Source organism: Streptomyces sp. NPDC003284 (assembly GCF_053589675.1).
Map to the genome: position 1 here is coordinate 83,380 of NZ_JBSFSI010000023.1, position 22,642 is coordinate 106,021.

Below are 22,642 nucleotides of genomic sequence, written 5' to 3' on the forward strand. Positions count from 1 at the left end.
GCCCAGGCTGGTGACTCAGCGCTGACCGCCTTCCTCGGTCCGGCACGGCGGTGGGTGACGAAGACCGGGCCGTGAACAGGATCGAGTTGGGGCCCCTACGGCTCGGGCAATTACGGCACGTGGTTCACGTCCGCGTGTCGTACGCATCGAGCACGGCCTTGATCCCGTCCTCCCAGTTCCTGAAGACCCCCCGGAGCATCGTGAGCGACACCGGCGGCTCCGTGTCCCTGCCGTCCATCACATAAGGCTTGCAGAGCTCGCCCGACGTCCCCGTCCCGACCACCTGTCCCACCCTGGTGAACCCACAGTCGTTCGGGTTCGGATCGGTACACACGAAGACATAGACCTCCCTGTCGTCCTCCTCGGGCGAGACGAGGAACAGACCCCGCTTTGTCACCTCGTTCCGCACGCGACGATCGATCCCCGACACATCCAGGAACACCATTGCCCAGCTCCCTCCGGACTACCCCGGCCACCCCCGTGGTGACCGGTGCCAGTCTGTTTTGCAGGGAGGAACAGCGGCGACAGGACTGCTACAAGTTGGCTTGAAAGGGACCTGGTTGGCGCGTCTTTCCCCGCAAATGGACATCGCGGGGGCCGATGAGCCGGTCCACGGCCACCTTCGAGCGCCCAGGACGAGTGAGCCGAACCGCTCGCGCTGGCCCGCCGGGGCCGTCTGCCTGTTCAGTCAGGCAGAGGGGCGTCGCCTGGTGCCGCCGCCGCTGCCGTTCAGCGGGATCAGGGTCTCCAGGTGAGCGCCCTTGACCCAGGAGCCGAGCAGATCGCGGTGCAGGGCCACGATGTCCTGGCGCAGCGCCAGGCCGAGTGCGGCCTTCGTGAACGTGCGGCAGGTGGTGACGAACAGGGCGACGTCGGCGCCATGTTCGAGGCGGGCGGTGCCGACGAACTTCTGCATGTCCTGTGAGGACACGCTCCGGTGCGGCGCGTACTTCTTGCATTGGACGACCAGCTTGCGGCCGTCGGCCAGGTAGCCGACGACGTCCGCGCCCAGGTCGCCGCTCTTGCCGCTGACGACGACCTTCGTGCAGCCGTCCCGCCGGCACAACTCGGCGACATACGTCTCGAACTCCTGCCACGACAGCGCGTCGACCTCGGTCATCGACAACTCGCGGGCTCGGGCCTCCTCCTGCGCCCGCCACGCGCGGTCCCGGCCGACCGCCGATCGGTGCGCCCGCCACAGCGCCCATCCGGCCGCGCCCGCCACGGCCGCGGCGACCATGGCCACCAGGACCGGCCACACCACCGACCAGTGCCCGGCCGCCCACACCACGGTGGCCAGTGCCACCACCGCACCCCAGCTCTGCAACTGCCTGCGGGTCCGCTTCTTCAGGCGCCGGCTTCGTCGGCGTGCCGCCATCACTCCCCCACTTCTACGGAAAATGGCCCGCGGTGGGGGCGATCAGGACGCCCAGCGCCAGGACGATGACGACGGTCATCTTCTCGTCGAAGCGACTGCAGGCTTCCGTACGCCGCCGCAGTCGCCGGACGACGATGACCGCGAGCAGCACCGCCACGTCGATGGTCAGCAACCGTCCAGACCTCCCCACCGACCAGCCACCACCACACCGGCACGGCGGAACGCCGTCCAGTCCTCTTGTGTAGCGGCGTCTTGGTGATGTGGGAGACAGGTTGCTGACAAATGGCACAAAGCCATCGGACCTGGCCGGATCCCGCGCAGTGGATCAGTCGTGGACATGCACGGTGCTTCTGTCGGCGCGCTCCTCGGCCGGCTGATCATCTCGCTGACACGGCGACAGGCGGTCTGCCCGGCCCCCGAAGGGCGGGCCGGATGCCCAGGCGCGGCGGGGAGTCCGTCTTCGGCGGCCCCACCACCTGGGGTGCGGAGCAGGGTGTCGGGGGCACCGACACCCGCCCCTACGGCAAGCGTTGGCGGCCCTCAGCACCTCCTGGGAACCGTAGCCGTGTTGCACACCAGTTCCTGTGCCTGGCGCGTTGGCTGGGCGACAGGTCAGCCGGTCCCGTCGACTTCCAGGTAGCACCAGCTGACGTATCCGGTGACCCCGGTGCGGCGGTTCGTTCCGTACTGCCACTGGTTGGTCGAGTTCGTCCCGCAGTTCACACTCGCGCCGGTGGTCTGGAAGCCCCCGGTGAAGCAGTCGTGATGATTCCCATAGCCCCTCGTGGAGGAGCCCAGGTCCGGGGCTGACCGGATACGGATGCCCGTTCCGGCGAAGTCGGCGTCGTTCGGGCAGTAGATGGTGCCTGCCGAAGCCGGACGGGCGGACGCGGCGGGCCCAGGTGTCGCCGACACAGGCTCGGCCGCGGCGGTGACAGTGAAGCCGACGGCAAGGAACGCCGCCGTTGTGACGGCCGCCTTGTTCCACTTACGCACGAAATCCCCCTTATGGGCGCCCTGGTGGCGGCCCTGGTGGTCCGAGAGGCACCTGATGCCCGCGCGTGCGAGCGCGCCGATGGTCGGTCGGCCCGGTGCCACCAACCGTTTCTACCCCCTTCGACGCCGGCGGAAAAGACCACCGGGCCCCGGAACGGCTCCCCTGTCACATCGCTCCGAAGCGATCAAGTCCGAGAGCCATCCGCCCGGAGGCGGCAGACACCTGGCCCCAGGCTGCTGTGTAGTGCTGCGGCCCATGGCCGAAACGTCGCACAGCACGACTGCGCTGCCGTCACCTGAGTGCAGCGCGTTCCGGGCGGACCTCCCGCGGCAGCATTGCGCCGTGCGGACGCCTGCCGGGTGCTCGCGCGCTGGGACCGCACGGTGCGCACCGGCAGCCGGGGCGCGCTCGACGCGCCGCTCGGGGAGCACCAGTTCGTCGTGCGCGACGGCGAGCGCGTCCCGGTGCCGGGCGGCACCGAGGCGCTGGGTGTGTGGAACGAGGTCGAGTCGGCGTGGGACCCGGCGCACGGCGGCCACGCGGCTGTGCTCGGCGCATGAGTGGGTGACGTCCGCGTGCGGGGCGGGGGCCGCCCGGCCGCCGCCCCCCATGTGCCGTCACCTGAGCGTGTGTTCGCGCACGCCCCGTTGACAACGGCCGCTCCTGACATAAAAGTTTCACCCCGCACAGCAAGTCTCGAAAGATACTTTCAGGCGGCGCGCGGGAGGTCTCCACGATGAGTGACGGCACGGCAGAAGCGGAGGGGCGCGGCCTCACCCGGCGCCGACTGGGCCAGGTGTCCCTGCTCCTGGGCGGCGCGCTCGGCGTCGCCGCCCTCCCGGCGGCACCGGCCGCCGCGTCCACCCGGCCGGGGTCCGCCGCCGCGCGAGCGACCCTGCGGCACGGCTCCCCGCAGCAGGCGGGACTGCTCCCCCGGCCCGCTGCGGCAACTCGTCGCCGACGCCGAGGTGTTCCTCGGGCCGTCCCCCGTGCACCCCTGGTACGCGGGCGCGGTGCTGCTCGCGGGACGGGGTTCCACCGTGGCCCTGCACGAGCCGATCGGCATGGCGGTGCGCTACGCGTCGTACGACGAGAAGACCGACACCGCCGTGGAGTTCCCGCCCGAGCAGCAGCATCCGACGACCAGGGACACCGTCTTCGACCTGGCGTCCCTGTCCAAGCTGTTCACCTCGATCCTGGCCGTCCAGCAGATCGAGCGGGGCGCGCTGGAGCTGGAGGGCACGGTCGCCTCCTACCTCCCGGACTTCGCGCGCGCGGGCAAGCAGTCCGTGACGATCCGTCAACTGCTCACCCACACCTCCGGTTTCCGGCCGGACCTGCCGCTGTACGACGCGCCGACGTACGAGCGGAAGCTGGAGATGATCTGGGACGAGGCGCCGCTGAACCCGCCCGGCACCGTGTACCTGTACTCCGATCTGAACATGATCTCCCTGCAACTGGTGCTGGAGAAGATCACGGGCCGCCCGCTGGACGTCCAACTGGCCGAGGAGATCGCCGGGCCGCTCGGTCTGCGCCGCACCCGCTACAACCCGCCCGCCTCCTGGAAGCCGTCGATCGCCGCCACCGAGGACGCCCGCAGGCCCTGGTCGGCCCTGGACCGGGGCCTGGTGTGGGGCGAGGTGCACGACGAGAACGCGTACAGCCTGGGCGGGGTCGCCGGGCACGCGGGGGTGTTCTCCTGCGCCTGGGATCTGGCGGTGCTCGCCCGGACCCTGCTCGACGGCGGCGCCTACGGGCGGGCCCGCATCCTGCGGCCGGAGTCGGTGCAGCTGATGTTCACCGACTTCAACACGGCCTTCCCCGGTGACGCGCACGGCCTCGGCTTCGAGCTGTACCAGCACTGGTACATGGGCGCGATGGCCACGCCGACCACGGCGGGCCACACCGGCTTCACCGGTACGTCGCTGGTGCTGGACCCGACGACCGACTCGTTCCTGGTGGTGCTCGGCAACTCGGTGCATCCGGTGCGCAGCTGGCGCTCCGGCTCGGCTCCCCGGGTGGCGACCGGCAACGACCTGGCGCGGGCCGTCGCGGTCCGCCCGCAGCGGGGCCGTACGGCCTGGTTCTCCGGCATGGCGAGCGCGGGCACCGCGACGCTGGCGCTGCCCGCGCTCGACACCTCGGCGGGCGGGGCGCGGCTGCGCTGCTCCCTGTGGTGGGACACCGAGCCGCAGTCGGACGTGCTCGTGCTGGAGGCGTCCGCCGACGGGGGCGCGGCCTGGCAGCCGGTGCCGTTCACGGCCGTACGCCGGGGCGGCCGCCCCGAGCAGCATCCGGACGGCATCGCCACCGGCTACTCCGGGCGCCGCTGGCACGAGGTGACCGCCACGCTCCCGGCGGCCCGGCAACTGGCGCTGCGCTGGCGCTACACCACGGACCGCCTCTATGTGGGGCGCGGCGCGTACGTCGACGCCCAGCGGGTCCAGACGCGCCGACGGGTGCTGTTCGACGAGTCCCGTCCGGCGGACGCGGCCCGGCTGGAGGCGCGGGGCTGGACGGCGTCCGCCGACTGAGCGCACGACGGCCGCCGCACGGACGGCGGACCCGCCTCCCGGCAGGACGGCGGGTTCGCGGGTTCGCGGACGGGCCGGGCGGCGGGGAGGGCGGCCGGTCCTGCCGCGGGTTCCGTCTCCCGCCGGGATGCCCGCGCGGGACCGGGGCGTTCAGCCGCCCTGCCCGGCGGGCGCCTCCAGCACCGCCATGGCCGCGTTGTGCCCCGGTACGCCGCTGACCCCGCCGCCGCGCACCGCGCCCGCCCCGCACAGCAGCACGTTGGCGTGTGCGGTCTCCACGCCCCAGCGGCCGGTGCCCTCCTGGGCGTAGGGCCAGCTCAGCGCCCGGTGGAAGATGTTGCCGCCGGGCAGGCCGAGGTCGCGCTCCAGGTCCAGCGGCGTCCTGGCCTCGACGCACGGCCGTCCCTCGGCGTCCCGCGCCAGGCAGTCTGCGAGCGGTTCGGCCAGGTGCGCGTCGAGCTGGGCGAGGGTCGCCGCCAGCAGCTTCTCCCGTACGGCGTCGTTGTCGCGGGCGAACAGCCGGGCCGGGGTGTGCAGGCCGAACAGGGTGAGGGTCTGGTGGCCGCTCGCGCGCAGGTCCGGGCCGAGGATCGTGGGGTCGGTCAGCGAGTGGCAGTAGATCTCGGAGGGCGGCGCGGCGGGCAGCTCGCCCGCCGCGGCCTGGGCGTGGGCGGCGGCCAGCTCGCGGTAGCCCTCGGCGATGTGGAAGGTGCCCGCGAACGCCTCGCGCGGATCGACGGCGGTGTCCCGCAGCCGGGGCAGCCGCTCCAGCAGCATGTTCACCTTGAACTGGGCGCCCTCGGCGGGCTCGGGCGCCTGCTCGCCGGTGAGGGCGGCCAGTGCCTGCGGGGAGGCGTTCACCAGGACGTGCCGGGCGTCCACCGTGCCCTCGCCGTCCCCGGTGCGGTAGGTGACCTCGGCGCGGCGCCCGTCGGTGGCGATACGCACCGCCTCGTGGCCGGTGAGCAGGCGGGCGCCCGCCGCGCGCGCCGCGTCCGCGAGGGCGTCGGTGAGCGCGCCCATGCCGCCGACCGGCACGTCCCAGGCGCCGGTGCCGCCGCCGATCACGTGGTAGAGGAAGCAGCGGTTCTGCGGCAGGGCCGGGTCGTGGGCGTCGGCGAAGGTGCCGATGAGGGCGTCGGTGAGGACCACCCCGCGCACCAGGTCGTCGGCGAAGAACCGCTCCACGGCCACCCCGACGGGCTCCTCGAACAGCATCCGCCAGGCGTCCTCGTCGCCGATCCGGCGGCGCAGCTCCTCGCGGCCGGGCAGCGGCTCGGTCAGGGTGGGGAAGACCTGCCGGGCGACCCGGCCGGTCAGGGCGTAGAAGCGCTGCCAGGCCCGCCACTCGCGGTCCGAGCCGGTGAGCCGGGCGAACGCCTCCCGGGTGCGTTCCTCGCCGCCGCCCACGAGCAGCCCGGTCGCCCGGCCGTTCCGCCGGGCCGGGGTGTACGAGGAGACGGTGCGCGGGCGCAGCCGGACGTCCAGGCCGAGATCCCGCAGGATCTTCCCGGGCAGCAGGCTGACCAGGTAGGAGTAGCGGGACAGCCGGGCGTCCACCCCGGCGAACGGGCGGGTGGAGACGGCCGCGCCGCCGGTGTGGTCCAGCCGTTCCAGCACCAGCACCGACCGCCCGGCGCGGGCCAGGTAGGCGGCGGCGACCAGGCCGTTGTGCCCGCCGCCGACGATCACCACGTCGTAGCCGCCGGATGCCTCGTGTGCGCTCATGGCTCTTGGTAGCACGAGGAGTTCCGCGGCGGCCAGGGCGCGGACGCCGGTGCGGCGTGCCGGTCAGGGGGTGCGGGAGCGGCGGGGCGCGGGGCGGGCGGCGGGGCCGAGCCGCGCCACCGCGCTCAGGATGTGCCGGGGCGGGAGCTGCCAGCGCACCTGCGCGGGCACGCAGCGCAGCAGCGCGCCCGCCGTCCGCAGCCGCCGGGTGACCACGGCGGGCGCCGGGGCGGGCCTGCCGTACAGGTCGTGCGCGTACGGGGGCAGGGAGGCGTAGGCCAGGTGCGCCACCTGCCGCCAGAGCACCTCGCGGGCCGGGACGAGCAGCGGGTGGACGGGCGGGCGGCGCAGGAAGTCGTCCACGGCGCGGGCGTCGGCACCGGCGGCGAGCTGCGGGCGGACCCGGGCGAAGTAGGCGGCCAGTCCGGCCCGGGAGGCGGGCACGGTGTCCGGGTCGAGGCCGACCAGGCGGGCGCTCGTGCGGTGCTCGGCGACATAGCGGTCGGCGCGGGCGCGGGTGAGCGGGAAGCCGGAGCGCCACAGCACGTGCAGATAGGAGTCGATCTCCGCGCAGTGCACCCACAGCAGCAGTTCGGGGTCGTCGATCCCGAACCGCGCGCCGGTGTCCGGGTCGGTGGCCGACAGCAGCCGGTGGATCCTGCGGACCCGGGCGCCCGCCTGCTCGGCGGCGTCCGTCGTGCCGTACGTCGTGGTGCCGACGAAGTGCGCGGTGCGCAGCAGCCGGCCCCAGGCGTCGCGGCGGAAGTCGGAGTTCTCCATCACGCCCCGCACCGCGCGCGGGTGCAGGGCCTGGAGGTACAGGGCCCGGATGCCCGCGATCCACATCATGGGGTCGCTGTGCGCCTGCCACGTCACCGAACCCGGGCCGAAGAGGCCGGGGTCGCCCGTGCGTATGGTCTCCACGCAGGCAGGCTAACGCGGCGCCCGCGGCGGGTCGACGGCCGGGCCGGACCGGGCGCGCGCGGCGCGGATGCTCAGCCGAGGCTCGCCGTGAACTCGCCGCACGCCTTGGCGCAGGTGCGGCAGGCGTCCGCGGCCTGTCCGGCACCGGAGTGCCGGTCGAAGACGTGCGCGGTCTCCAGGCAGACGGTCACGCACCACTCCAGTTGCGCGCGGACGGCGTCCTCGTCCTCGCTGTTCTGCTCGGACAGCGCTCTGCAGGTGGCGTCGCAGACCTCCGCGCACATGATGCCCCTGCGCCGCAGGAGCTCCTGTTCCTCACCCTGGCCGACGTCCACCAGACTGGCGCGCAGCGCGCAGGCCCGCGCGCACTCCGTACACGCCTGCGCACACGCGAAGCGGTCCTCCAGGAACCGGACGAGTTCCTGTTGCGAAGGCGTCGATGATGTCGTACGCATCGTGGTCACGTCCTGCGAGTAGCCGGTGCCACGGCCGCCAAACCCGGGCCGCGCGGGGGTCGCGGCCGTCCTCCGTCACCCGGCCGGGGGCACCAGCGGGCCGGGACCGGCGGGCGCGGCGGACCGGTCCCGGGTCCGCGAGGCCCCGGGTCCGCGAGGCCCCGGGTTCGCGGCGGGGGCCTCGGGTACCCGCGGCCCATGGACAACGCACCGCTGGACATCGCCGCGGCCCACGGGGCCGCGATCGGCATCTGGCCGTTCGTCGCCGGGCTCGTCCTGGTGGCCCTGCTGATCGGCGCCTTCTGGATGGGCGCGCGCATCCGCCGCCGCGAGCCCGCGCCACCGCGCCCCGACGAGCAGCCGCGGCTGCCCGGCTCGGGCCCGGTCGGCTCCGTGCTGGAGAACCGCGAACCGGACGAAGTACCGCGCGACGGCGGCCGGCTGACGCCGCACCGGCTGCCGGGCCACGGCAACGCGGGCACCCGGACCGGTGCCCCGGCCCCGCGTCCGCGCTGGGACGCGGGCGGCAGCGGATCGTTCGGCAGCGGCGGCCCCGGGCGGCACTGAGCAGCGGTACCGAGCACCTGCACCGGGCGCCGGGGCGGCGCTGTCCGGCGCGGGGACGTTCAAGTCCTCGCGCCTGCCGTCGAGGCGGAGACGGAGGCGGAGACGGAGGCGGAGGCGAAGGGCTGAGCCGGACCGGGCGGACCGGGCGGACCGACGGCCGGACCGCCCGGTGCTCACCGCAGCGGTTCGCTCAGTTCCACCGCGCGCAGGGCCGCCGCGAGGGCACGGTCGCCGCCGACGTCGAGGGCGGTGTCGGTCAGCTTGATGACGTGCTCGTCGCCGTGGGCCAGGGCGAGGGCGACGACCTCCTCCGGGGCGAACGTGCCCGAGGGGCGGTAGTGCACCGGTGTCTTCGGCGCGTACATGGCGGTCACCGCCGCCGACGCCGTCCAGGCGGCCCGCAGGCTCGGCACCCACAGGGCGCGGGGCAGCGCGGGCAGGGTGCGCAGCACGGCGTTGGGCGCGGTGGCCGCGTGCACGAGCATCGTCTCCTCGCCGTGGCCGTGGGTGGCGTACCGGTGGGTGGCCGCGCGCACCAGTTCGGTCAGCCGCCGGTGCGCCTCGTCGGGGTCGGTGACCCCGGCCGCCCACACGGGCAGCGCCGTCACCCGTTCGAGGCGGGCCGGGAAGCCGCCCTCCGGATCGGTCAGGGGCACCACGGCGTCCAGGGCGGCGGCCGCGCTGTGCGCGCCGGGCAGCGGGGCGAGGCCGGTGACGGGGCGGTGGCGGGCGGCCCAGTAGCCGAGGCCGTGGGCGAGTTCGGTCAGCCGCGGCCCGGTGGCCTCGCCGCCCAGCAGGGTGCGGACGGCGTGGCCCACCCGGATCACCGGGTGGGCCGAGCCGCCGTACAGACCGGGCAGCAGCCGGGGCCACCACTCGGTGAGCACCTCGCGCCAGGGCCGCTCGGCCGTCTCGCGCGTGAAGTGGCCGATCCAGTCGGCGGCGCGGCGCGGATCGCCCAGCGCCGTGCGTCAGTCGGCGCGGGTGACCGGTCCGACCGTGGCCGGGAACTCCTCCAGCTTGTCCGCGTACCGGTCCAGCCAGCGGTGCACGGCGCCCGCCTGCCCGTGCGCGGCGAGCGCCTCCACCGCCATCGGGGCGTGGTTGGTGAGCCGTCCGAGGCGCTCCGGACCCGTCCGGTGCAGCCGCTGCAACGCCTCGTCGAGCATCCCTGTCGCATCCATGGCGAGGACGCTAGACGGGCGGCACCGGGCGGCGTAACGGGCGGAGGTCCTACGCCCCGCGGCCCCCGGTCGCGGTCCTCGCGGCCCTCCCGGGGAGGTCCGCGGTCCCGGCCCTGTCGCAGGCCGCGGGCGCCGGAGGACGTACGTCCAGATGGAGCACAACGGAGCGGTGCGCGCCCGGGACGGTACCTACGGTGAGGAGCGAGCCGGTCACGCGGTCACCCCGTACGGCTCCCCGCACCCGTGACCCGCGCGGAACCGCTCGCGCCAGGTCCGACCGGGCTGTCTTCCGGCCTCTCCCCTGAAGGGCTCTGCCGTGCACATACCCATACCCTGGCGCCGCCGAGGCGCCGTGCTGTTCACCCTCGGCGCGGTCCTGTGCGGGCCCGCCGCACCGGCCACCGCCCTGTCCTCCGCGGCGGCCTCCCCTCCCCCGGCGGTCCCCGCCGCGTCACCCGCCGCGTCCCCCGCGGCCCGCGCCGGGGACGGCGGGGCGGCGCCCGTCTCGCCGCTCGCCTGCCGTCTCGGCGAGAAGCTGACGGCGCTGCGGGGCGCGGACCTGGAGACCGCGTTCCTCGCGGGGATCATCGCGCACGACGAGGCGGCCGTCGCCATGGCCCGCCTGGAACTGGACCGCGGCACGGACAGCGCCCTGCGCGCCCGTGCCCAGACCCTGATCACCGCGCACCAGCGCCAGGTGGAGCAGTTCACCGGCTGGCTGCGGCAGTGGTACGCGATGACACCGGCCCAGGCCCTGGCCAGGCTCTCCCCCGACGTCCGCACCACGCTGGCCGCGCTGGAGCAGGAGGTGCAGCGCCTGCTGTCCGGGCTGCGCGGCACCGGCAAGGGCACCGGCTTCGACCAGGCGTACGCCGACATGATGATCCCGCTCCACACCTCCGGTCTGATCCAGTTCCTGGAGCCGCAGGCCCGCGCCGTGCACGCCGAACTGCGGTCGGCCGCCGCCACCGGCGCCACCGGCCAGGAGTCGGAGATCGCGGGCTTCTCGGCCTGGCTGGCCGGGCGCGGCGCGTCCGCCGCCACCGTCCCCGGTACCGCCGCGTCCGCCCCGGTGACGCTGCCCAAGGGCGCGGCGGACACCGGGGAAGGCGCCGCCCCCGTGTCCCCCGGGCCCGTCGTCGCCGCCGGGTGCGCCCTGGCCGCCGCGGGCGCGGGCGTCGGCACGCTCCTGCTGCGCCGCCGGCGCCGCGCCGCGCGCGACTGACGGCGCCTCAGGTCCGCCGCCGCGCGCGGCACGGGACGGCGCGGGGCGGCATCCGCCGTCACGGGACGGCACGGGTCAATGGGGGACGACCGGGTCTTCGCGGGACGGCACGGGCCGTCGCCCGGTCGGACGGTTCGGGCCGTCCGGCCGGGCGGCGGCCCTTCTTCGACGGACCGCGCCCGAGCGCGTACGCGGGCGCGGACACGGTCACGGGCGCGGGCAGGAGGGGCGGGCCGGTTCCGGCCGGAGCCCCGCCGTTGCCCGGCTCCGCCCGCCGCGCGCCCCGGCTGACCTGTTCGGACCGCACGAGCGGACAGGCACCGCCCCGGCGGTTACGGTGAACCGAGAAGGCGCGCCCGCCGCGCCGAACGGTGGTGGATCCCGCCGTGGTCTCCGGCGCGCCGGAGACCGAACCGCCGTGAGGCCAATGGTTCCTGTCCCGTCCGTCCCGCGTGCGCCCGCACTCCGGAGGAAGACAGCACCATGGCCGACGCTCCCGCACAGACCGCGCCACCCGGGCCGCTCCGCGCCCGCCGGGTGCGGCCCGGCGGTGACCGGCCCCGCCGGTCGGGCCCGGCCCGCTCCCGGCCGCGGATCCCGCTCGTCCGGCGGCGGTCCGCCCGCTGCCCTCAGTTGTCCGCCCGCTCCCGGCGGCGGACCGCCCGGTGGTCCCGTCGGCCACCGGGCGGCGGCACCGCCGCGGGGCCGGGGATCCCGCCGACGCGGAGGACCCGTGCCATGCCCACACCCCGCGACATCGTCAGGGACCCGGCCCGCGCCCTGGCCGGTCTGCCCGGCCTGGCCGAGGGGGCGACGCTCGCCCTCGGCGGCCCGCCCCTGCCCGAGTCGCTGCTCGCCCGCCTCCTCGGGTCCGGTCCGCGCGGTCTGCACCTCCTGTGCGCCCGTGCCGCGCTGGACTCGCCCCGGGTCCGGCAGCTCCTGGCCGACGGGCGGTTCAGCGGCTGCACGGTCGCCGTCCCGTCCCCCGCCGAGGGCGGCACCGGGCCCACGGCGCCGGTGCGGGTCGAATGGCTCACCGTGCAGGAGATGACGGAGGGCCTGCGGGCGGGAGCGGCGGGCGTGGCCGACTTCTACTCGCCCGGCGAGGTGCACACCGCCATCCGGACGCCGAGCCCGGACCAGGCCCGGGACAAGCCCGCGCATCTGCGCCTGGGTGCGCTGCCCTTCGCGCACAAGGCGTCGCTGCGCTGCGATGTCGCCCTGCTGTACGCGGACGAGGCCGACCTCGCGGGCAACCTGACGGTGACCGGCCCCTTCGCCGAGCTGTCGGCGGCCATGGCGCACGCCGCCGCCTCCGCCGCCGTCGCCGAGTGCGCGGTGGTGCGCACCGCAGGATGCCTCAGCCGGGCCGCGACGACCGTCCCCGGACGGTACGTCACGGCCGTGGTGCCCACGAGCCGTCACCACCGCTTCCCCCGGCGCGCCGACGGCCGGACACCGCCGCCAGGAGAGGCGCCGTGACCGCCGCGCCCGGCGGCGCCGCGCGCACGGCGGCCCTGGACGTGCTGTGCCTGGGCCTGCTGACCGCCGCCGTCCGCGACGAGCGGCTCGCCGGGTGGGAGGACCGCTGGTCGCCCGCGCCGGTGCGCGGCGGGCGCGCGGTCCGCGCGTGGCGGGCCGTCGGCGCGGCGGGCTCCGCCCCGGTGGCCTGGACCGTCGTCGCCGTCCGCTGCGCGCTGCCGCCGCACCGGCGCGGACCCGGGGGGCGACTGGCCCCGGTGGCGGTGCTCGCCGCCGCCGGGACCGGCCGACGGCTGCTGAGCCGGGCCGTGGACCGGCCGCGGCCCCCCGCCGAGGAGCGCCGCACCCGCGTCCACGGGGCGAGTTTCCCGTCCCGGCACACCATGACCGCCCTCGTCGCCTGGGCGCTGGCGCTGGAGGACCGCCGCGCGGCGACGGGGATCTGCTGCGCCGTCGCGGCGGCCCGGCTGGCGCTGCGCGCGCACCGGCCCGCCGACGTGCTGGGCGGCTGGCTGTTCGGCCGGACCTGCCTGGCCCTCGCGGACCTCGCCCGCCGCGCTCCCCGGGCGGACCGGGCCCGGCTCCGTACGCGCCGTCCGGGGCCGGACGGCTGGGGGCCGCCGTGGCGGTGACCCTCTCGCCGTACCTGGTGCAGGCGCTCCAGCCGCTGACGGTGCTGGTCGCCGCTCCCGGGCTGTCCGGGTGGATCGCGAAGGTCGAGGCGCGGCTCCAGGGACGGCGCGGGCCGCGCGTGTCGCAGCCGTACCACGATCTGGTGAAGCTGTTCGGCAAGGAGTCGCTGGCGCCGTACGGGGCGAGCCGGTTCTTCCTGGCCGCCCCGGTCGTGGCGATGTGCTGCTATCTGACGGTGCCGCTGCTCATCCCGGTCCTGACCACGTTCGGGCTGCCGCTGGGCTACGCGGGCGACATCATCGGCGGCAGCTTCCTGCTGGCGCTGGCGAGCTTCTCGGTGGCCGTCGCGGCGGCCGAGAGCGGCAGCCCGTACGCCCAGCTGGGGGCGAGCCGGTCCAAGACGTTCGGGGCGATCACCGAGCCGGTGATGCTGTTCGTGGTGTTCACCGTCGCCATGATCACGGCGACCGACCTGCCGTACGCGCAGGCCGCCGCCGTGCGTTCCTCGGGCGACCAGGTGATCCGCCCGGCGCATCTGCTGGCCTCCGCGGCGCTGTTCCTGGTGATCCTCTACGAGACGGCCCGCATCCCGGTCGAGACGCACACCGGGACCAATGAGTTCGGGATGATCGAGGAGGCGCGCGCCTTCGAGCACTCGGGGCCCCACCTGGCACTGCTGAAGTGGGGCTCGGCGATGAAGCAGCTGATCCTCTACACCATCCTCCTCGATGTCTTCCTGGCGCCCTGGGGGCTGTCCTCCACCACCGGCGTGCTCTCGGTGGTCCTGGCGATCGGCGCCCTGATCGGCAAGACGGCGCTGCTCGGCTGTGTGGTGGCCGTCATCGACAACAGCTTCGCCAAACTGCGCCTCTTCAAGATCAGTGAGTTCGTCGCGGCCGCGTTCCTGCTCGCCGTCCTCGCGGTGTTCACCCTCTATCTGGGAGGCGGCTGATGACTCCCCCGCTCGCCGCCGGCACCGCGCCCACCACCTTCGAGGGCGCCACCAACACCATCGCGGTGCTGCTCCTGCTGACCGAGTTCGCCATGCTGCGGGCCTCCCTGTCCCGCTCCCAGGTGCGTCTGTACGCGGTGCAGTCCTTCCTGGTGTCGGTGCTCGCGGTGATCGTGGCCGCCGCCCGCGACCTGCCCGAGCTGTACGCCCTGGCCGTGGTGTCGCTGCTGCTGAAGGTCGTCGCGGTGCCGTGGCTGATCGGCCGGCTGCTGCGCGACGCCCGGGTGGAGATCGCCGGGTCCGGTGCGATCGGGGTGGCCGCCGCCACCCTGCTGTCGCTCGCGCTCGCCGGGTTCGGGTTCTTCGCGGTCGGCTCGCTGGATCTGCGCAGCCGCTTCCTGCCGCCCGCCGCGCTCGGTCTTTCGGTGTCCGTCGTGCTGGTCGCGTTCGTCCTGATGATCGTGCGGCGCGACGTCGTCTCGCAGGCGGTCGGCTTCTACTCGCTGGAGAACGGCGTCTCGCTCGCCTCGCTGGTGGTGGCCGCCGGTATGCCGCTCATCATCGAGGTGGCGTTCCTGTTCGACCTGCTGGTGGCCGTCGTGGTGTTCGGCGTGCTGATGCGCGTGCACCACCACCGCACCGCGTCCCTGTCCACCGAGTCCCTGACCTCGCTCCAGGGCTGAGGGGAGGCGAGGAGAGCCCGTGACCGCCGTACTGACCCTGCTGGCCCTGCTGCCGCTGCTCCCGGCGGCGGCCGCCCTGACGGCGCCCGTGCGCCTGGCGCAGTGCCTGACCGTGGCCTCGGGCGCGGCCTGCTTCGTGCTCGCCTGCGCCCTCGTGCCCCGGGGCGGCCGGGCCGCCCTGCACACCGGCATCCTGCGCGCCGACGCCCTGTCGACAGTGTTCGTGCTGGCGACCGCGTTCGTCTACGCCTGCTGCGCCGCGCACAGCGTCGGCTATCTGCGGCACGACGAGCACAGCCGCGACTTCCCCCGCTACGCGCGCCGCTTCTACGTCGGCCTCAACCTGTTCGCCTGGTCGATGCTGTGCGCGCCGCTGGTCGACGGGCTCGCCCTGCTGTGGGTGGCCGTCGAGGTGACCACCGTCGTCTCGGCCCTGCTGGTGGCCGTGGAGAACACCGAGGGCGCCACCGAGGCGGCGTGGAAGTACGTGCTGCTCGCCTCGGCGGGGCTGGGCATCGCCCTGCTCGCCACGATCTTCATGTACTACGCGGGCTCCCGGGTGCTCGGGCAGACCTACGACCTGGGGTTCGCCCCGCTGCTTGAGGCGGCGCCGCGCCTGCCGCACACCGCGGTGCGGCTCTCGTTCGTGCTGGCCGTGCTGGGATTCGGGACCAAGGCGGGGCTGGTGCCGGTGCACACCTGGCTGCCCGACGCGCACGCCGAGGCGCCGAGCACCGTCTCCGCGATGCTCTCCGGCTCCCTGCTCGCCGTCAGCTTCTACGCCGTCCTGCGCTACCACCAGGTGGCCGCGGGCACCCTCGGCCCGCACTTCCCGCGCACCGTCCTGCTGGTGTTCGGCATCGCCTCGCTGCTGCTGGCCGCCCTGTACGTCCTGGACCAGCACGACATCAAGCGCCTGCTCGCGTACTCCAGCGTCGAGCACATGGGGATCCTCACCGTCGGTGTCGGTTTCGGCGCGCCGATCGCGCTGGCCGGGGTGCTGCTGCACGTCCTGGCGCACGCGGCCGCGAAGGGCAACGCCTTCATGGGCGCGGGTGCGCTGGTGCGCGCGTACCGCACCAAGGAGATCCGGCGGCTGCGCGGCGCCGCCCGGGTGCTGCCCTGGTCGGGTCCGATGTTCCTGGCCACGGTCCTGGCGCTGTCCGCGCTGCCGCCGTCCGGGATCTTCCGCAGCGAGTTCCAGATCGTGGCGGGCGGCCTGGAGTCGGGGCACCACGGGGTGGCGGCGGTGCTCGTGGTCCTGGTGACGCTGGCCTTCCTCGGCCTGGCGATCGCCGCCACCCAGGTCGTGCTCACCCCGGCCCCCGCGGACGGCGTGCCGGGAGCCGGGGAGCCGGGCGCGCGCAGTGTGTGGATGGTGGTGCCGGTGGCGGCGGGCCTGGTGGCGCTGGTGGTCCTGGGCGTGCATCCGCCCGACGCGCTGGCCGCGCTGCTGGCCCGGGGCGCGGCGGAACTGGGAGGCGCGTCATGAGCGCACCGGCACCGGACGGCGGCGTGCGGCGGCTGAGCACCGCCGCCTGGGGCCGGGTGCTGCGGGGCACGGCGGCGGGCGAGGGGCGGCCCGGAGCACGGTTCGCGGGCCTGTTCGGCACCGGCGGGGCGGACGGCTCGGCAGGGCTGCTCGCCGTGCTGTTCCCGCACACCGGTGCCGAGCCGCTGGTGCTGGAGACGGTCCTGCCGCCGGGGCGCCTGTCGTATCCGTCGCTGAGCCCGTGGCTCCCGGCCGCGTTCTGGTACGAGCGGGCCCTGCACGATCTGTTCGGCGTCGTCCCCGAGGGCCATCCGCGGCTCGACCCGCTGCTGCTGCCGCTCCAGGAGCCCGGCCGGACCCCGCTGCCCGGGACCGCGCGCGCCCCGGGCCCGCTCGTGCCCGACGAGGCGGCGCTCCCGCGCGCGGTCATCGGTCCGGGCGTGTTCACCATCCCGCACGGCCCGGTGCGCTCCGGTGTCGTGGAGTCCGTCGAGTACCTGGTGGAGACCCCGGGCGAGGACATCCCGCGGGTCCAGATCCGGGTGTTCCACAAGCACCGCGGCGTCTCCAAACGCTTCGAGGGCCGCACCGTCGAGGACGGCGTGGCGGCCGCCGAGCGCGTCGAGGGCATCGCCTCGGTCGCGCACGCCCTCGCGTTCTGCCACGCCGTCGAGCGGTGCGCCGGTCTCACGGTCCCGTGGGCGGCCCGTCTGGTCCGGGTGCTGTACGCCGAGCTGGAGCGGGTCGCCAACCATCTCGACGTCATGGTCAAACTCACCGACGCGGCCGGACTCGCCGTCGCCACCGCCCGGTTCGCCCTGCACAAGGAGCGCGTCCTGCGGCTGACCGGCCGCCTGTGCGGGAGCCGCTTCGGGCGGGGCACGGTCGTGCCCGGCGGTGTCAGCGGTCTGCCGTGCCTGTCCCCGGCCGCTCTCGACGGCGCGCTCGCCGCGCTGCGGGACGCCGTGCGGGCCGACTGGCGCGCCGCCCTGCACACCCCTTCCTTCCTCGACCGGCTGCGCGGCACCGGCCCGCTGCCGCCGGCCGTCGCCCGCGCGCACGGCGCACTCGGACCGCTCGGCCGGGCCTCGGGAGCGGGACCCGACGTCCGCTACGAACGCCCGTACGACGCCTATCCGTCCCTGGGGCTCGGCGCGCCGCCCGACTTCGCCGAGGGCGACGTCATGGCCCGCACCCTGGTCCGCGGGGCGGAGCTCACCCGGTCCTTCGAGCTGCTGCACCAGACCAGCGGCGAGCTGCGCGCCCTCGACGGCGACGCGGCCCTGCGCGTCCCGGTTCCGGACGCGCCGAGCGGGTTCGCGGTGGGCTCGGCCGAGGCGCCGCAGGGCGAGACGCTGTACCTGTTGCGGCTGCGGGAGGGCCGGATCAGCCGCTGTGTGCCGCGGTCGGCCTCCTTCCACAACCTCGTGCTGTTCCACGAGGTGTTCGCCGGGGACGTCCTGACCGACTTCCCGTTCATCGAGGCGAGCTTCGGTCTCTCGATCGCGGGGGTGGCGCTGTGACGCCCTGGTTCGTGCGCGGGCTGCGGGAGGGGATCGTCACCACGCACTACCCCCGCGGGACCGACCCGTACGAGCGGGACTTCCCCGCCGCCGTGACCGTGCGGCCCGCCGCGCCCCGCGTCACCCGTGCCGAGCTGGGCGGGCTCTGCCCGACCGGTGCGCTGGACGCCGCGCCCGACGGCACGCCCCGGCTGGACCGGGGGCGCTGTGTGCTGTGCCGGCGCTGTGTCCGGGTCCGCCCCGACGTGTTCGCGCCGGCGTCCGGCGCCGCGACGGCCGCCGTCGCGCGGGCGGCGCTCGTGGTGCCCGGGGCCGTGGAGGACGAGGCGGCCGTCGCCGCCCTGCGGGCCCGGCTCGCGGCGCGGACCGCGCGCTTCCGCCGCTCCCTGCACATCCGGCACGTGGACGCCGGTTCCGACGGCAGCGACGAATGGGAGATCGCCGCCCTGGTCAATCCGGTCTACGACATCCACCGGCTGGGCATGTTCCTGACGGCCAGTCCGCGCCACGCCGACGTGCTGATCGTGACCGGGGCGGGCGCCCGGGGCATGGCCGCGCCGCTGCGTCGCACCTACGAGGCGACCGCGCGGCCCGTCGTGGTGATCGCCGCCGGCACCGACGCGTGCAGCGGCGGCATGTGGGCCGGGACCTACGCGACGCACTCGGGCATCGGCGGCCTGCTGGACGTCGACATCTGGGTGCCCGGATCGCCGCCGAGCCCGTTCTCGCTGCTCCAGGCGCTGCTGCTGGCCACCGGCCGGCTCGGCCGCGCGGACCGGGAGCCCCCGGACCGGAAGCCCCCGGACGGCGGGACGGCGGACGGCGGGACGGCGGAGGGAGGCCGGGGTGAGTGAGCTGATCGCGGCCGGTCTGCTGCTGTTCGCCGCGGCCGCCCTCGTCGACGTCCTGCCGGGGCGGCGGGCACCGTACGCCGTGCCGTATCTGCTGGGCGCGGCGGGCAGCGGCTGCCTGGCCGCGGTGGGCGCCGTCGCTCTGGGCCGCCCGGGGCACGCCCCGCGCCTGGACCTCGGCGGCACCCTCGGGTTCGGCGCGGCCGCCCTGCGCGTCGACGCCCTTTCGGGCCTGTTCTGGCTGCTGACCTTCGCCGTCGCCGTCGCCGCCGGTCTCACCGCGGCGGGCTGGGCGTCCGCGCGGCGGCCCGGCCGGGGCCCGGCCGCGTACCACGCCCTGGTGCTCGCCTCCGTGGCCGTGGTGGAGAGCGCGGACAACGTCTTCCTGTTCGTCATGGCCTGGGAGGGCATCACCCTCGGCTTCTATCTGCTGACCGCCGCCGGGCACCGCCGTATCGGTCCGGCCGTGGCGACGTTCGGCTTCGGCAAGGTGTCCGGTGCCGCGCTGCTGCTCGGTCTGCTGACGGGCACCACCCGCACCGGGGACTTCTCCCTGGCCGGGCTCGCCGAACTGCCCGCGGGCGCCGCGCGTTCGGCCACCTGGGCGCTGCTCGTGCTCGCCTTCGCCGTGAAGACCGGGCTGGCTCCCGTGCAGGTGTGGCTGCCGCGCGGTTACGCCGCCGCGCCCGCGGGACTGCGTCCGGTGCTGGCCGGTGTCGCCGTCAACGCGGGCTTCTACGGGCTGTGGCGCACCTTCGCGCTGCTGGGTCCGCCGCCCGCCTGGCTCGCCGTCACCCTGCTCCTGCTGGCCGCGCTGACCGCGTTCCTCGGCATCGCCCACGCGGCCGTGCAGGCCCGGCTGGAGCGGGTCATCGCCTGCTCCAGCATCGAGAACGCGGGCCTGATCTGCACCGGGTACGCCGTCGCGCTCGTCGGCGCGCTCACGGGCAGCGAACGGCTCACCGCCGCCGGGCTGATCGCCGCCACGCTCCAGACGATCGCGCACGCGGTCGCCAAGACACTGCTCTTCGCCGGGGCCGCGGCCCTCGAAGCGGACGCCGGGACCGGCGACCTCGAACGGCTGCGCGGCACCGCGCGCCGCCTGCCGTGGGCGGCCGGCGGGCTCGCCGCCGGTGCCGTCACCCTCGCCGGGCTGCCGCCCACCGCGGGCTTCGTCTCGGAGTGGTTCCTGCTGGAGAGCCTGATGCAGCAGTTCCGGTACTCCGCCTTCCCCTATGGGCTCGCCCTCGCGGTGGCGGGCGCCCTGATCGCGCTGACCGCGGGTTTCGCCTCGGTCACCTTCGTCCGGATCGTCGGCATGGTCGTCCTCGGCCCCCGGGACGACCGTCCGGCCCGCCGCGCCCCGTGCCGGGCGGACCTGGGGGCCGCGGGGCGCGCGGGCGTCCTGCTGCTGGCCCTGGGCGGCCTGGCCGCCGCCGCCCTGACCCCGCTTCAGCTGCGGGTGATCGGCGCGGGTCTGGCACCGCTGGTGCCGCAGGAGGTCAGCGCGGGCGCGCTGGTCTCTCCCTGGGTCGTGCAGCCCGTCTTCGCCGGGTTCTCCAGCCTCTCCCCGAGCTGGCTGTGGGTGGTGATGCCGGTGCTGTGCGCGGGCGTCCTGGTGCTGCTGGTGGCGGCCTCGCGCGGCGGGGCCCTGCGGGTGCGGCGGGTCCCGGCGTGGCGTTCGGCGAGCGGCGGTGTGCACGGCGACGACCGGTACACCCCCTTCGGGTACGCCAACCCGACCCGGCGTGTCCTGGGCGCCGTGCTGCGCACCCGGACCCGCGCCACCCCTGCCGGAGAACCACCGGAACCGGGACCGGCGCGACCGGACCCGGGACCGGAGGGTGCCGGGCCGGTGCGCACGGCGGCGACCGGAGGCACCCTCGACTACGCGTCCGACGTGGTGGAGGTCGTCGAGGTGTATCTGTACCAGCCGTTCTACCGTCCGCTGCGCGCGCTGGTGGCCGCGGCCAAACGCCTCCAGTGCGGCCGCCTGGACGCCTATCTGACCTACATGCTGATCGCCCTGGTCGGCGCCCTGGCGCTTGTGGCGGCCCTGTCATGAGCGGCCCGGCGGCGGCCGTGCCCGCGACCCGTCCTCGTGAAGGAGGAGGCCCATGACCGCGTCACCGTTCCACAGGATCCTCGTCGGCTGGGACGCCTCGCCCGCCGCCCGCGCGGCGCTGGCGGCCGCGGTCGCCCTGGCGGGCGACCGGGGCGGCGTCCTGGTGCGCGCCGTGCTCGTACCGTCCGAGCACACCGAGACCGGCGGTGAGCGCACCCGCGACCTCGGCGCCCAGCGCGCCTGGGCGCAGGAGCGCTTCGACCGGGCGTGGCAGGCGCTGCCGCCCTTCGCCGGGCAGCTCCGCCTGGACTGGGGCACCGGCACGGACATCGCCGCCGACCTCGTCGCGAGCGCCGCCGAGCACGGCTGCGACCTGATCGTCCTGGGCCGCCACGGCGCGGACAGCCATCTGCGGGCCCGGCCGCTGGGCGACGTGGTGCGGCGGGTGACCGAGCGGGCCGCCCTGCCCGTGCTCGTGGTCCCCGCCGCGGCGCCCCCCGAGGACACCGGGTGAGAACGCCCCCGCACCAGGAACCCACGAGCAGTACATCAACCGAACGGAGCAACCGCGCATGAGCAGGCACACCCGCCCCGGACTGAAGGTCACCGTCCTCGTGGGCGAGAACGACACCGTGCACCACAAGCCCCTGGCCACCGAGATCGTGCACCGCGCGCACAAGGCGGGCATCGCCGGGGCCAGCGTCTTCCGCGGTGTCGAGGGCTACGGCGCCCACTCCCGCATCCACACCCAGCGCATCCTGTCCCTGAGCGAGGACCTGCCCATGGCGGTCGTCTTCGCCGACTCCCCGGAGAAGGTACGGGCGTTCTTGCCGGAGCTCGACGGGATCGTCTCCGAAGGGGCGGCCATCCTGGAGGAATGCGAACTGGTCCGCTTCGGCCCGGACGACCGTCCCGGCGCGTAGGCACACCGACAGGACACGCAGGCACTTCGACAAGGACACCGCTCATGCCGATCCGCCGACTGGTCCTCGATGTCGACATGGCCATCAGCGAGCCGAGCCTCACCCATCTGGCGCAGAAGATCGAGAACGTGCCGGGCGTCCAGGCCGTCAACATCTCCGTGACCGAGATCGACGTCGAGACCATCGGGACCGACGTCACCATCGAGGGCGACGACCTGGACCTGCCGGCCATCCAGCGGGCCATCGAGCACGCCGGTGCCGTCGTGCACAGCACCGACGAGGTGGTCGCGGGCGCCTACACACTCGACCGGACCCCCCGCAAGAGATGACCGTCTCCGTCATGAGGGCCGCCGAGACCGTCCGGCTCCCCCTCGTCCTCGGGATCACCGACGGCCTGCTCAACGCCCTCACCCTCGCCTCCGCCTCCCTCACCGGGTCCGGCACACCGGTCAGCTGGAGCCTGGCGGTGCGGGTCGGCTGTGCCGCGCTGGTCACCTCCGCCTTCACCGTCATGGTGGCCGACTACGCCGAACGCCGGGCCCATCTCGCGCACATCACCCGGCAGCTCAGCCTCGGCCACGACCGGAAGATGGCCACCACGCACCTGGGGCGGCTCGCCCTGCTGCGGTCCTGGCGGGCCGCGCTCGTCGCCTGTGCGGCCAGCTTCGCGGGGGCCGCGCTGCCGCTCGCGCTGGGCGCGGTCCTGCCCGGCCCGCCGTGGATCGTCGTGGCCCTCGCCGTCCTCGCCCTGTCCGTCCTCGGCGCCGCACTCGCCCGTCTCCTGACCGCCCGCCCCGTCCTGTGGGCGCTGGCCATGGCGGCGGGCGGCGTCGCGACCACCTGGGTCGGCATCCGGCTGCGCATCGCGTGACCGGCCGGGCCGCGCGCGGGGTCCGCCGGGCCGCGCGGAGGACTTGCGGACGGACCGGGGACGTACGCCACAATGGGAGGGCGTCGCCATGGCGATGGGGCTCGCCACAACCGCAGGACCTCCTGCTGATGGCCTCTACCGGTAACACCCGCACATCATCTGCGAGGAGATCGGC

At 75.2% G+C, this 22,642-nt stretch carries 21 protein-coding genes, 3 pseudogenes and 1 riboswitch; of the genes and pseudogenes, 16 read left to right on the top strand and 8 right to left on the bottom strand.

The window, feature by feature from the left end; all coding sequences use genetic code 11:
• Nucleotides 1-124: 124 nt before the first annotated feature.
• The 4 genes from ACWDYF_RS32420 to ACWDYF_RS32435 all read right to left on the bottom strand — a co-directional run bounded on the left by ACWDYF_RS32420 (nucleotide 125) and on the right by ACWDYF_RS32435 (nucleotide 2,374).
• Nucleotides 125-445 carry a hypothetical protein gene (locus tag ACWDYF_RS32420; RefSeq protein ID WP_381738160.1) on the bottom strand — a complete coding sequence of 107 codons (321 nt, stop codon included), beginning with the start codon at nucleotides 443-445 and terminating at the stop codon, nucleotides 125-127.
• A gap of 243 nt (nucleotides 446-688) precedes the next feature.
• On the bottom strand, nucleotides 689-1,378 hold the full coding sequence (locus ACWDYF_RS32425; RefSeq protein ID WP_389472573.1) for a restriction endonuclease: 690 nt from the start codon (nucleotides 1,376-1,378) through the stop codon (nucleotides 689-691).
• 13 nt (nucleotides 1,379-1,391) lie between these two features.
• Nucleotides 1,392-1,550 carry a hypothetical protein gene (locus ACWDYF_RS32430; RefSeq protein WP_389472576.1) on the bottom strand — a complete coding sequence of 53 codons (159 nt, stop codon included), beginning with the start codon at nucleotides 1,548-1,550 and terminating at the stop codon, nucleotides 1,392-1,394.
• A gap of 440 nt (nucleotides 1,551-1,990) precedes the next feature.
• Nucleotides 1,991-2,374 (bottom strand): hypothetical protein, encoded by a 384-nt coding sequence (locus ACWDYF_RS32435; protein WP_381738155.1) that lies wholly within the window; start codon nucleotides 2,372-2,374, stop codon nucleotides 1,991-1,993.
• A 309-nt stretch (nucleotides 2,375-2,683) separates the two neighbouring features.
• Here ACWDYF_RS32435 and ACWDYF_RS32440 point away from each other — a divergent pair.
• Together ACWDYF_RS32440 and ACWDYF_RS32445 are read left to right on the top strand one after the other, a co-directional pair.
• Nucleotides 2,684-2,923 (top strand): annotated as a pseudogene (locus ACWDYF_RS32440) (hypothetical protein); the annotation flags it as partial.
• 188 nt (nucleotides 2,924-3,111) lie between these two features.
• Nucleotides 3,112-4,909, top strand: a pseudogene (locus tag ACWDYF_RS32445) (serine hydrolase).
• 150 nt (nucleotides 4,910-5,059) lie between these two features.
• Here ACWDYF_RS32445 and ACWDYF_RS32450 read toward each other — a convergent pair.
• From ACWDYF_RS32450 to ACWDYF_RS32460, 3 genes are all read right to left on the bottom strand, one after another.
• Nucleotides 5,060-6,637, bottom strand: coding sequence for a phytoene desaturase family protein (locus tag ACWDYF_RS32450; protein WP_389472578.1), 1,578 nt, complete (start codon nucleotides 6,635-6,637; stop codon nucleotides 5,060-5,062).
• A 63-nt stretch (nucleotides 6,638-6,700) separates the two neighbouring features.
• Nucleotides 6,701-7,561, bottom strand: a complete 861-nt coding sequence (locus tag ACWDYF_RS32455) for an oxygenase MpaB family protein (protein ID WP_389472581.1) — start codon at nucleotides 7,559-7,561, stop codon at nucleotides 6,701-6,703.
• A 71-nt stretch (nucleotides 7,562-7,632) separates the two neighbouring features.
• Entirely contained in the window at nucleotides 7,633-8,016 is a 384-nt protein-coding gene (locus ACWDYF_RS32460) for a ferredoxin (RefSeq protein WP_381738258.1), read from the bottom strand.
• Between the two features lie 198 nt (nucleotides 8,017-8,214).
• On the opposite strand from ACWDYF_RS32460, the gene ACWDYF_RS32465 reads away from it, so the two are divergent.
• Nucleotides 8,215-8,583: a DUF6479 family protein gene (locus ACWDYF_RS32465; RefSeq protein WP_018569613.1), complete on the top strand. Its 369-nt coding sequence runs from the start codon at nucleotides 8,215-8,217 to the stop codon at nucleotides 8,581-8,583.
• A 173-nt stretch (nucleotides 8,584-8,756) separates the two neighbouring features.
• On the opposite strand, the pseudogene ACWDYF_RS32470 reads toward ACWDYF_RS32465, so the two are convergent.
• Nucleotides 8,757-9,767: pseudogene (locus ACWDYF_RS32470) on the bottom strand (questin oxidase family protein).
• A gap of 316 nt (nucleotides 9,768-10,083) precedes the next feature.
• Here ACWDYF_RS32470 and ACWDYF_RS32475 point away from each other — a divergent pair.
• The 13 genes from ACWDYF_RS32475 to ACWDYF_RS32535 all read left to right on the top strand — a co-directional run bounded on the left by ACWDYF_RS32475 (nucleotide 10,084) and on the right by ACWDYF_RS32535 (nucleotide 22,467).
• Complete coding sequence (locus ACWDYF_RS32475; protein ID WP_389472586.1) at nucleotides 10,084-10,992, top strand: DUF305 domain-containing protein; 909 nt, start codon at nucleotides 10,084-10,086, stop codon at nucleotides 10,990-10,992.
• 738 nt (nucleotides 10,993-11,730) lie between these two features.
• A complete protein-coding gene (locus ACWDYF_RS32480) occupies nucleotides 11,731-12,474 on the top strand; it encodes a CoA-transferase (RefSeq protein ID WP_389472588.1) in 744 nt (247 codons plus the stop codon).
• Nucleotides 12,471-13,106 (top strand): phosphatase PAP2 family protein, encoded by a 636-nt coding sequence (locus ACWDYF_RS32485; RefSeq protein ID WP_389472591.1) that lies wholly within the window; start codon nucleotides 12,471-12,473, stop codon nucleotides 13,104-13,106. Before ACWDYF_RS32480 ends, ACWDYF_RS32485 begins: the two co-directional genes overlap by 4 nt.
• The gene (locus ACWDYF_RS32490; RefSeq protein WP_381738138.1) at nucleotides 13,097-14,059 is read left to right on the top strand and encodes a respiratory chain complex I subunit 1 family protein; all 963 of its coding nucleotides are present in this window, start codon (nucleotides 13,097-13,099) and stop codon (nucleotides 14,057-14,059) included. The genes ACWDYF_RS32485 and ACWDYF_RS32490 overlap by 10 nt, the downstream gene beginning before the upstream one ends.
• Complete coding sequence (locus ACWDYF_RS32495; RefSeq protein WP_018569619.1) at nucleotides 14,059-14,742, top strand: hypothetical protein; 684 nt, start codon at nucleotides 14,059-14,061, stop codon at nucleotides 14,740-14,742. Before ACWDYF_RS32490 ends, ACWDYF_RS32495 begins: the two co-directional genes overlap by 1 nt.
• A gap of 19 nt (nucleotides 14,743-14,761) precedes the next feature.
• The gene (locus tag ACWDYF_RS32500) at nucleotides 14,762-16,234 is read left to right on the top strand and encodes a proton-conducting transporter transmembrane domain-containing protein (protein ID WP_381738136.1); all 1,473 of its coding nucleotides are present in this window, start codon (nucleotides 14,762-14,764) and stop codon (nucleotides 16,232-16,234) included.
• Entirely contained in the window at nucleotides 16,231-17,757 is a 1,527-nt protein-coding gene (locus tag ACWDYF_RS32505; protein ID WP_389472594.1) for a hydrogenase large subunit, read from the top strand. The genes ACWDYF_RS32500 and ACWDYF_RS32505 overlap by 4 nt, the downstream gene beginning before the upstream one ends.
• Nucleotides 17,754-18,611 (top strand): NADH-quinone oxidoreductase subunit B family protein, encoded by an 858-nt coding sequence (locus ACWDYF_RS32510; protein WP_389472597.1) that lies wholly within the window; start codon nucleotides 17,754-17,756, stop codon nucleotides 18,609-18,611. The genes ACWDYF_RS32505 and ACWDYF_RS32510 overlap by 4 nt, the downstream gene beginning before the upstream one ends.
• Nucleotides 18,604-20,673 (top strand): proton-conducting transporter transmembrane domain-containing protein, encoded by a 2,070-nt coding sequence (locus ACWDYF_RS32515; RefSeq protein ID WP_389472600.1) that lies wholly within the window; start codon nucleotides 18,604-18,606, stop codon nucleotides 20,671-20,673. The genes ACWDYF_RS32510 and ACWDYF_RS32515 overlap by 8 nt, the downstream gene beginning before the upstream one ends.
• Before the next feature lie 52 nt (nucleotides 20,674-20,725).
• On the top strand, nucleotides 20,726-21,187 hold the full coding sequence (locus tag ACWDYF_RS32520) for a universal stress protein (RefSeq protein ID WP_381738131.1): 462 nt from the start codon (nucleotides 20,726-20,728) through the stop codon (nucleotides 21,185-21,187).
• Between the two features lie 58 nt (nucleotides 21,188-21,245).
• A complete protein-coding gene (locus ACWDYF_RS32525; protein ID WP_389472604.1) occupies nucleotides 21,246-21,596 on the top strand; it encodes a DUF190 domain-containing protein in 351 nt (116 codons plus the stop codon).
• A gap of 44 nt (nucleotides 21,597-21,640) precedes the next feature.
• Nucleotides 21,641-21,925 carry a DUF211 domain-containing protein gene (locus tag ACWDYF_RS32530; protein ID WP_018569626.1) on the top strand — a complete coding sequence of 95 codons (285 nt, stop codon included), beginning with the start codon at nucleotides 21,641-21,643 and terminating at the stop codon, nucleotides 21,923-21,925.
• 11 nt (nucleotides 21,926-21,936) lie between these two features.
• Nucleotides 21,937-22,467 carry a hypothetical protein gene (locus ACWDYF_RS32535; RefSeq protein ID WP_381738129.1) on the top strand — a complete coding sequence of 177 codons (531 nt, stop codon included), beginning with the start codon at nucleotides 21,937-21,939 and terminating at the stop codon, nucleotides 22,465-22,467.
• A gap of 81 nt (nucleotides 22,468-22,548) precedes the next feature.
• A riboswitch (Fluoride riboswitch) is annotated at nucleotides 22,549-22,612 on the top strand.
• Nucleotides 22,613-22,642 lie beyond the last annotated feature (30 nt).

What these genes read in the sequence shown, in the direction of transcription:
- ACWDYF_RS32530 (WP_018569626.1), top strand. Translation starts at nt 21,641, where the DNA reads ATGCCGATCCGCCGACTGGTCCTCGATGTCGACATGGCCATCAGCGAG.
- ACWDYF_RS32425 (WP_389472573.1), bottom strand. Translation starts at nt 1,378, where the DNA reads ATGGCGGCACGCCGACGAAGCCGGCGCCTGAAGAAGCGGACCCGCAGG.
- ACWDYF_RS32520 (WP_381738131.1), top strand. Translation starts at nt 20,726, where the DNA reads ATGACCGCGTCACCGTTCCACAGGATCCTCGTCGGCTGGGACGCCTCG.
- ACWDYF_RS32420 (WP_381738160.1), bottom strand. Translation starts at nt 445, where the DNA reads ATGGTGTTCCTGGATGTGTCGGGGATCGATCGTCGCGTGCGGAACGAG.
- ACWDYF_RS32465 (WP_018569613.1), top strand. Translation starts at nt 8,215, where the DNA reads ATGGACAACGCACCGCTGGACATCGCCGCGGCCCACGGGGCCGCGATC.
- ACWDYF_RS32505 (WP_389472594.1), top strand. Translation starts at nt 16,231, where the DNA reads ATGAGCGCACCGGCACCGGACGGCGGCGTGCGGCGGCTGAGCACCGCC.
- ACWDYF_RS32480 (WP_389472588.1), top strand. Translation starts at nt 11,731, where the DNA reads ATGCCCACACCCCGCGACATCGTCAGGGACCCGGCCCGCGCCCTGGCC.
- ACWDYF_RS32495 (WP_018569619.1), top strand. Translation starts at nt 14,059, where the DNA reads ATGACTCCCCCGCTCGCCGCCGGCACCGCGCCCACCACCTTCGAGGGC.
- ACWDYF_RS32525 (WP_389472604.1), top strand. Translation starts at nt 21,246, where the DNA reads ATGAGCAGGCACACCCGCCCCGGACTGAAGGTCACCGTCCTCGTGGGC.
- ACWDYF_RS32460 (WP_381738258.1), bottom strand. Translation starts at nt 8,016, where the DNA reads ATGCGTACGACATCATCGACGCCTTCGCAACAGGAACTCGTCCGGTTC.
- ACWDYF_RS32535 (WP_381738129.1), top strand. Translation starts at nt 21,937, where the DNA reads ATGAGGGCCGCCGAGACCGTCCGGCTCCCCCTCGTCCTCGGGATCACC.
- ACWDYF_RS32450 (WP_389472578.1), bottom strand. Translation starts at nt 6,637, where the DNA reads ATGAGCGCACACGAGGCATCCGGCGGCTACGACGTGGTGATCGTCGGC.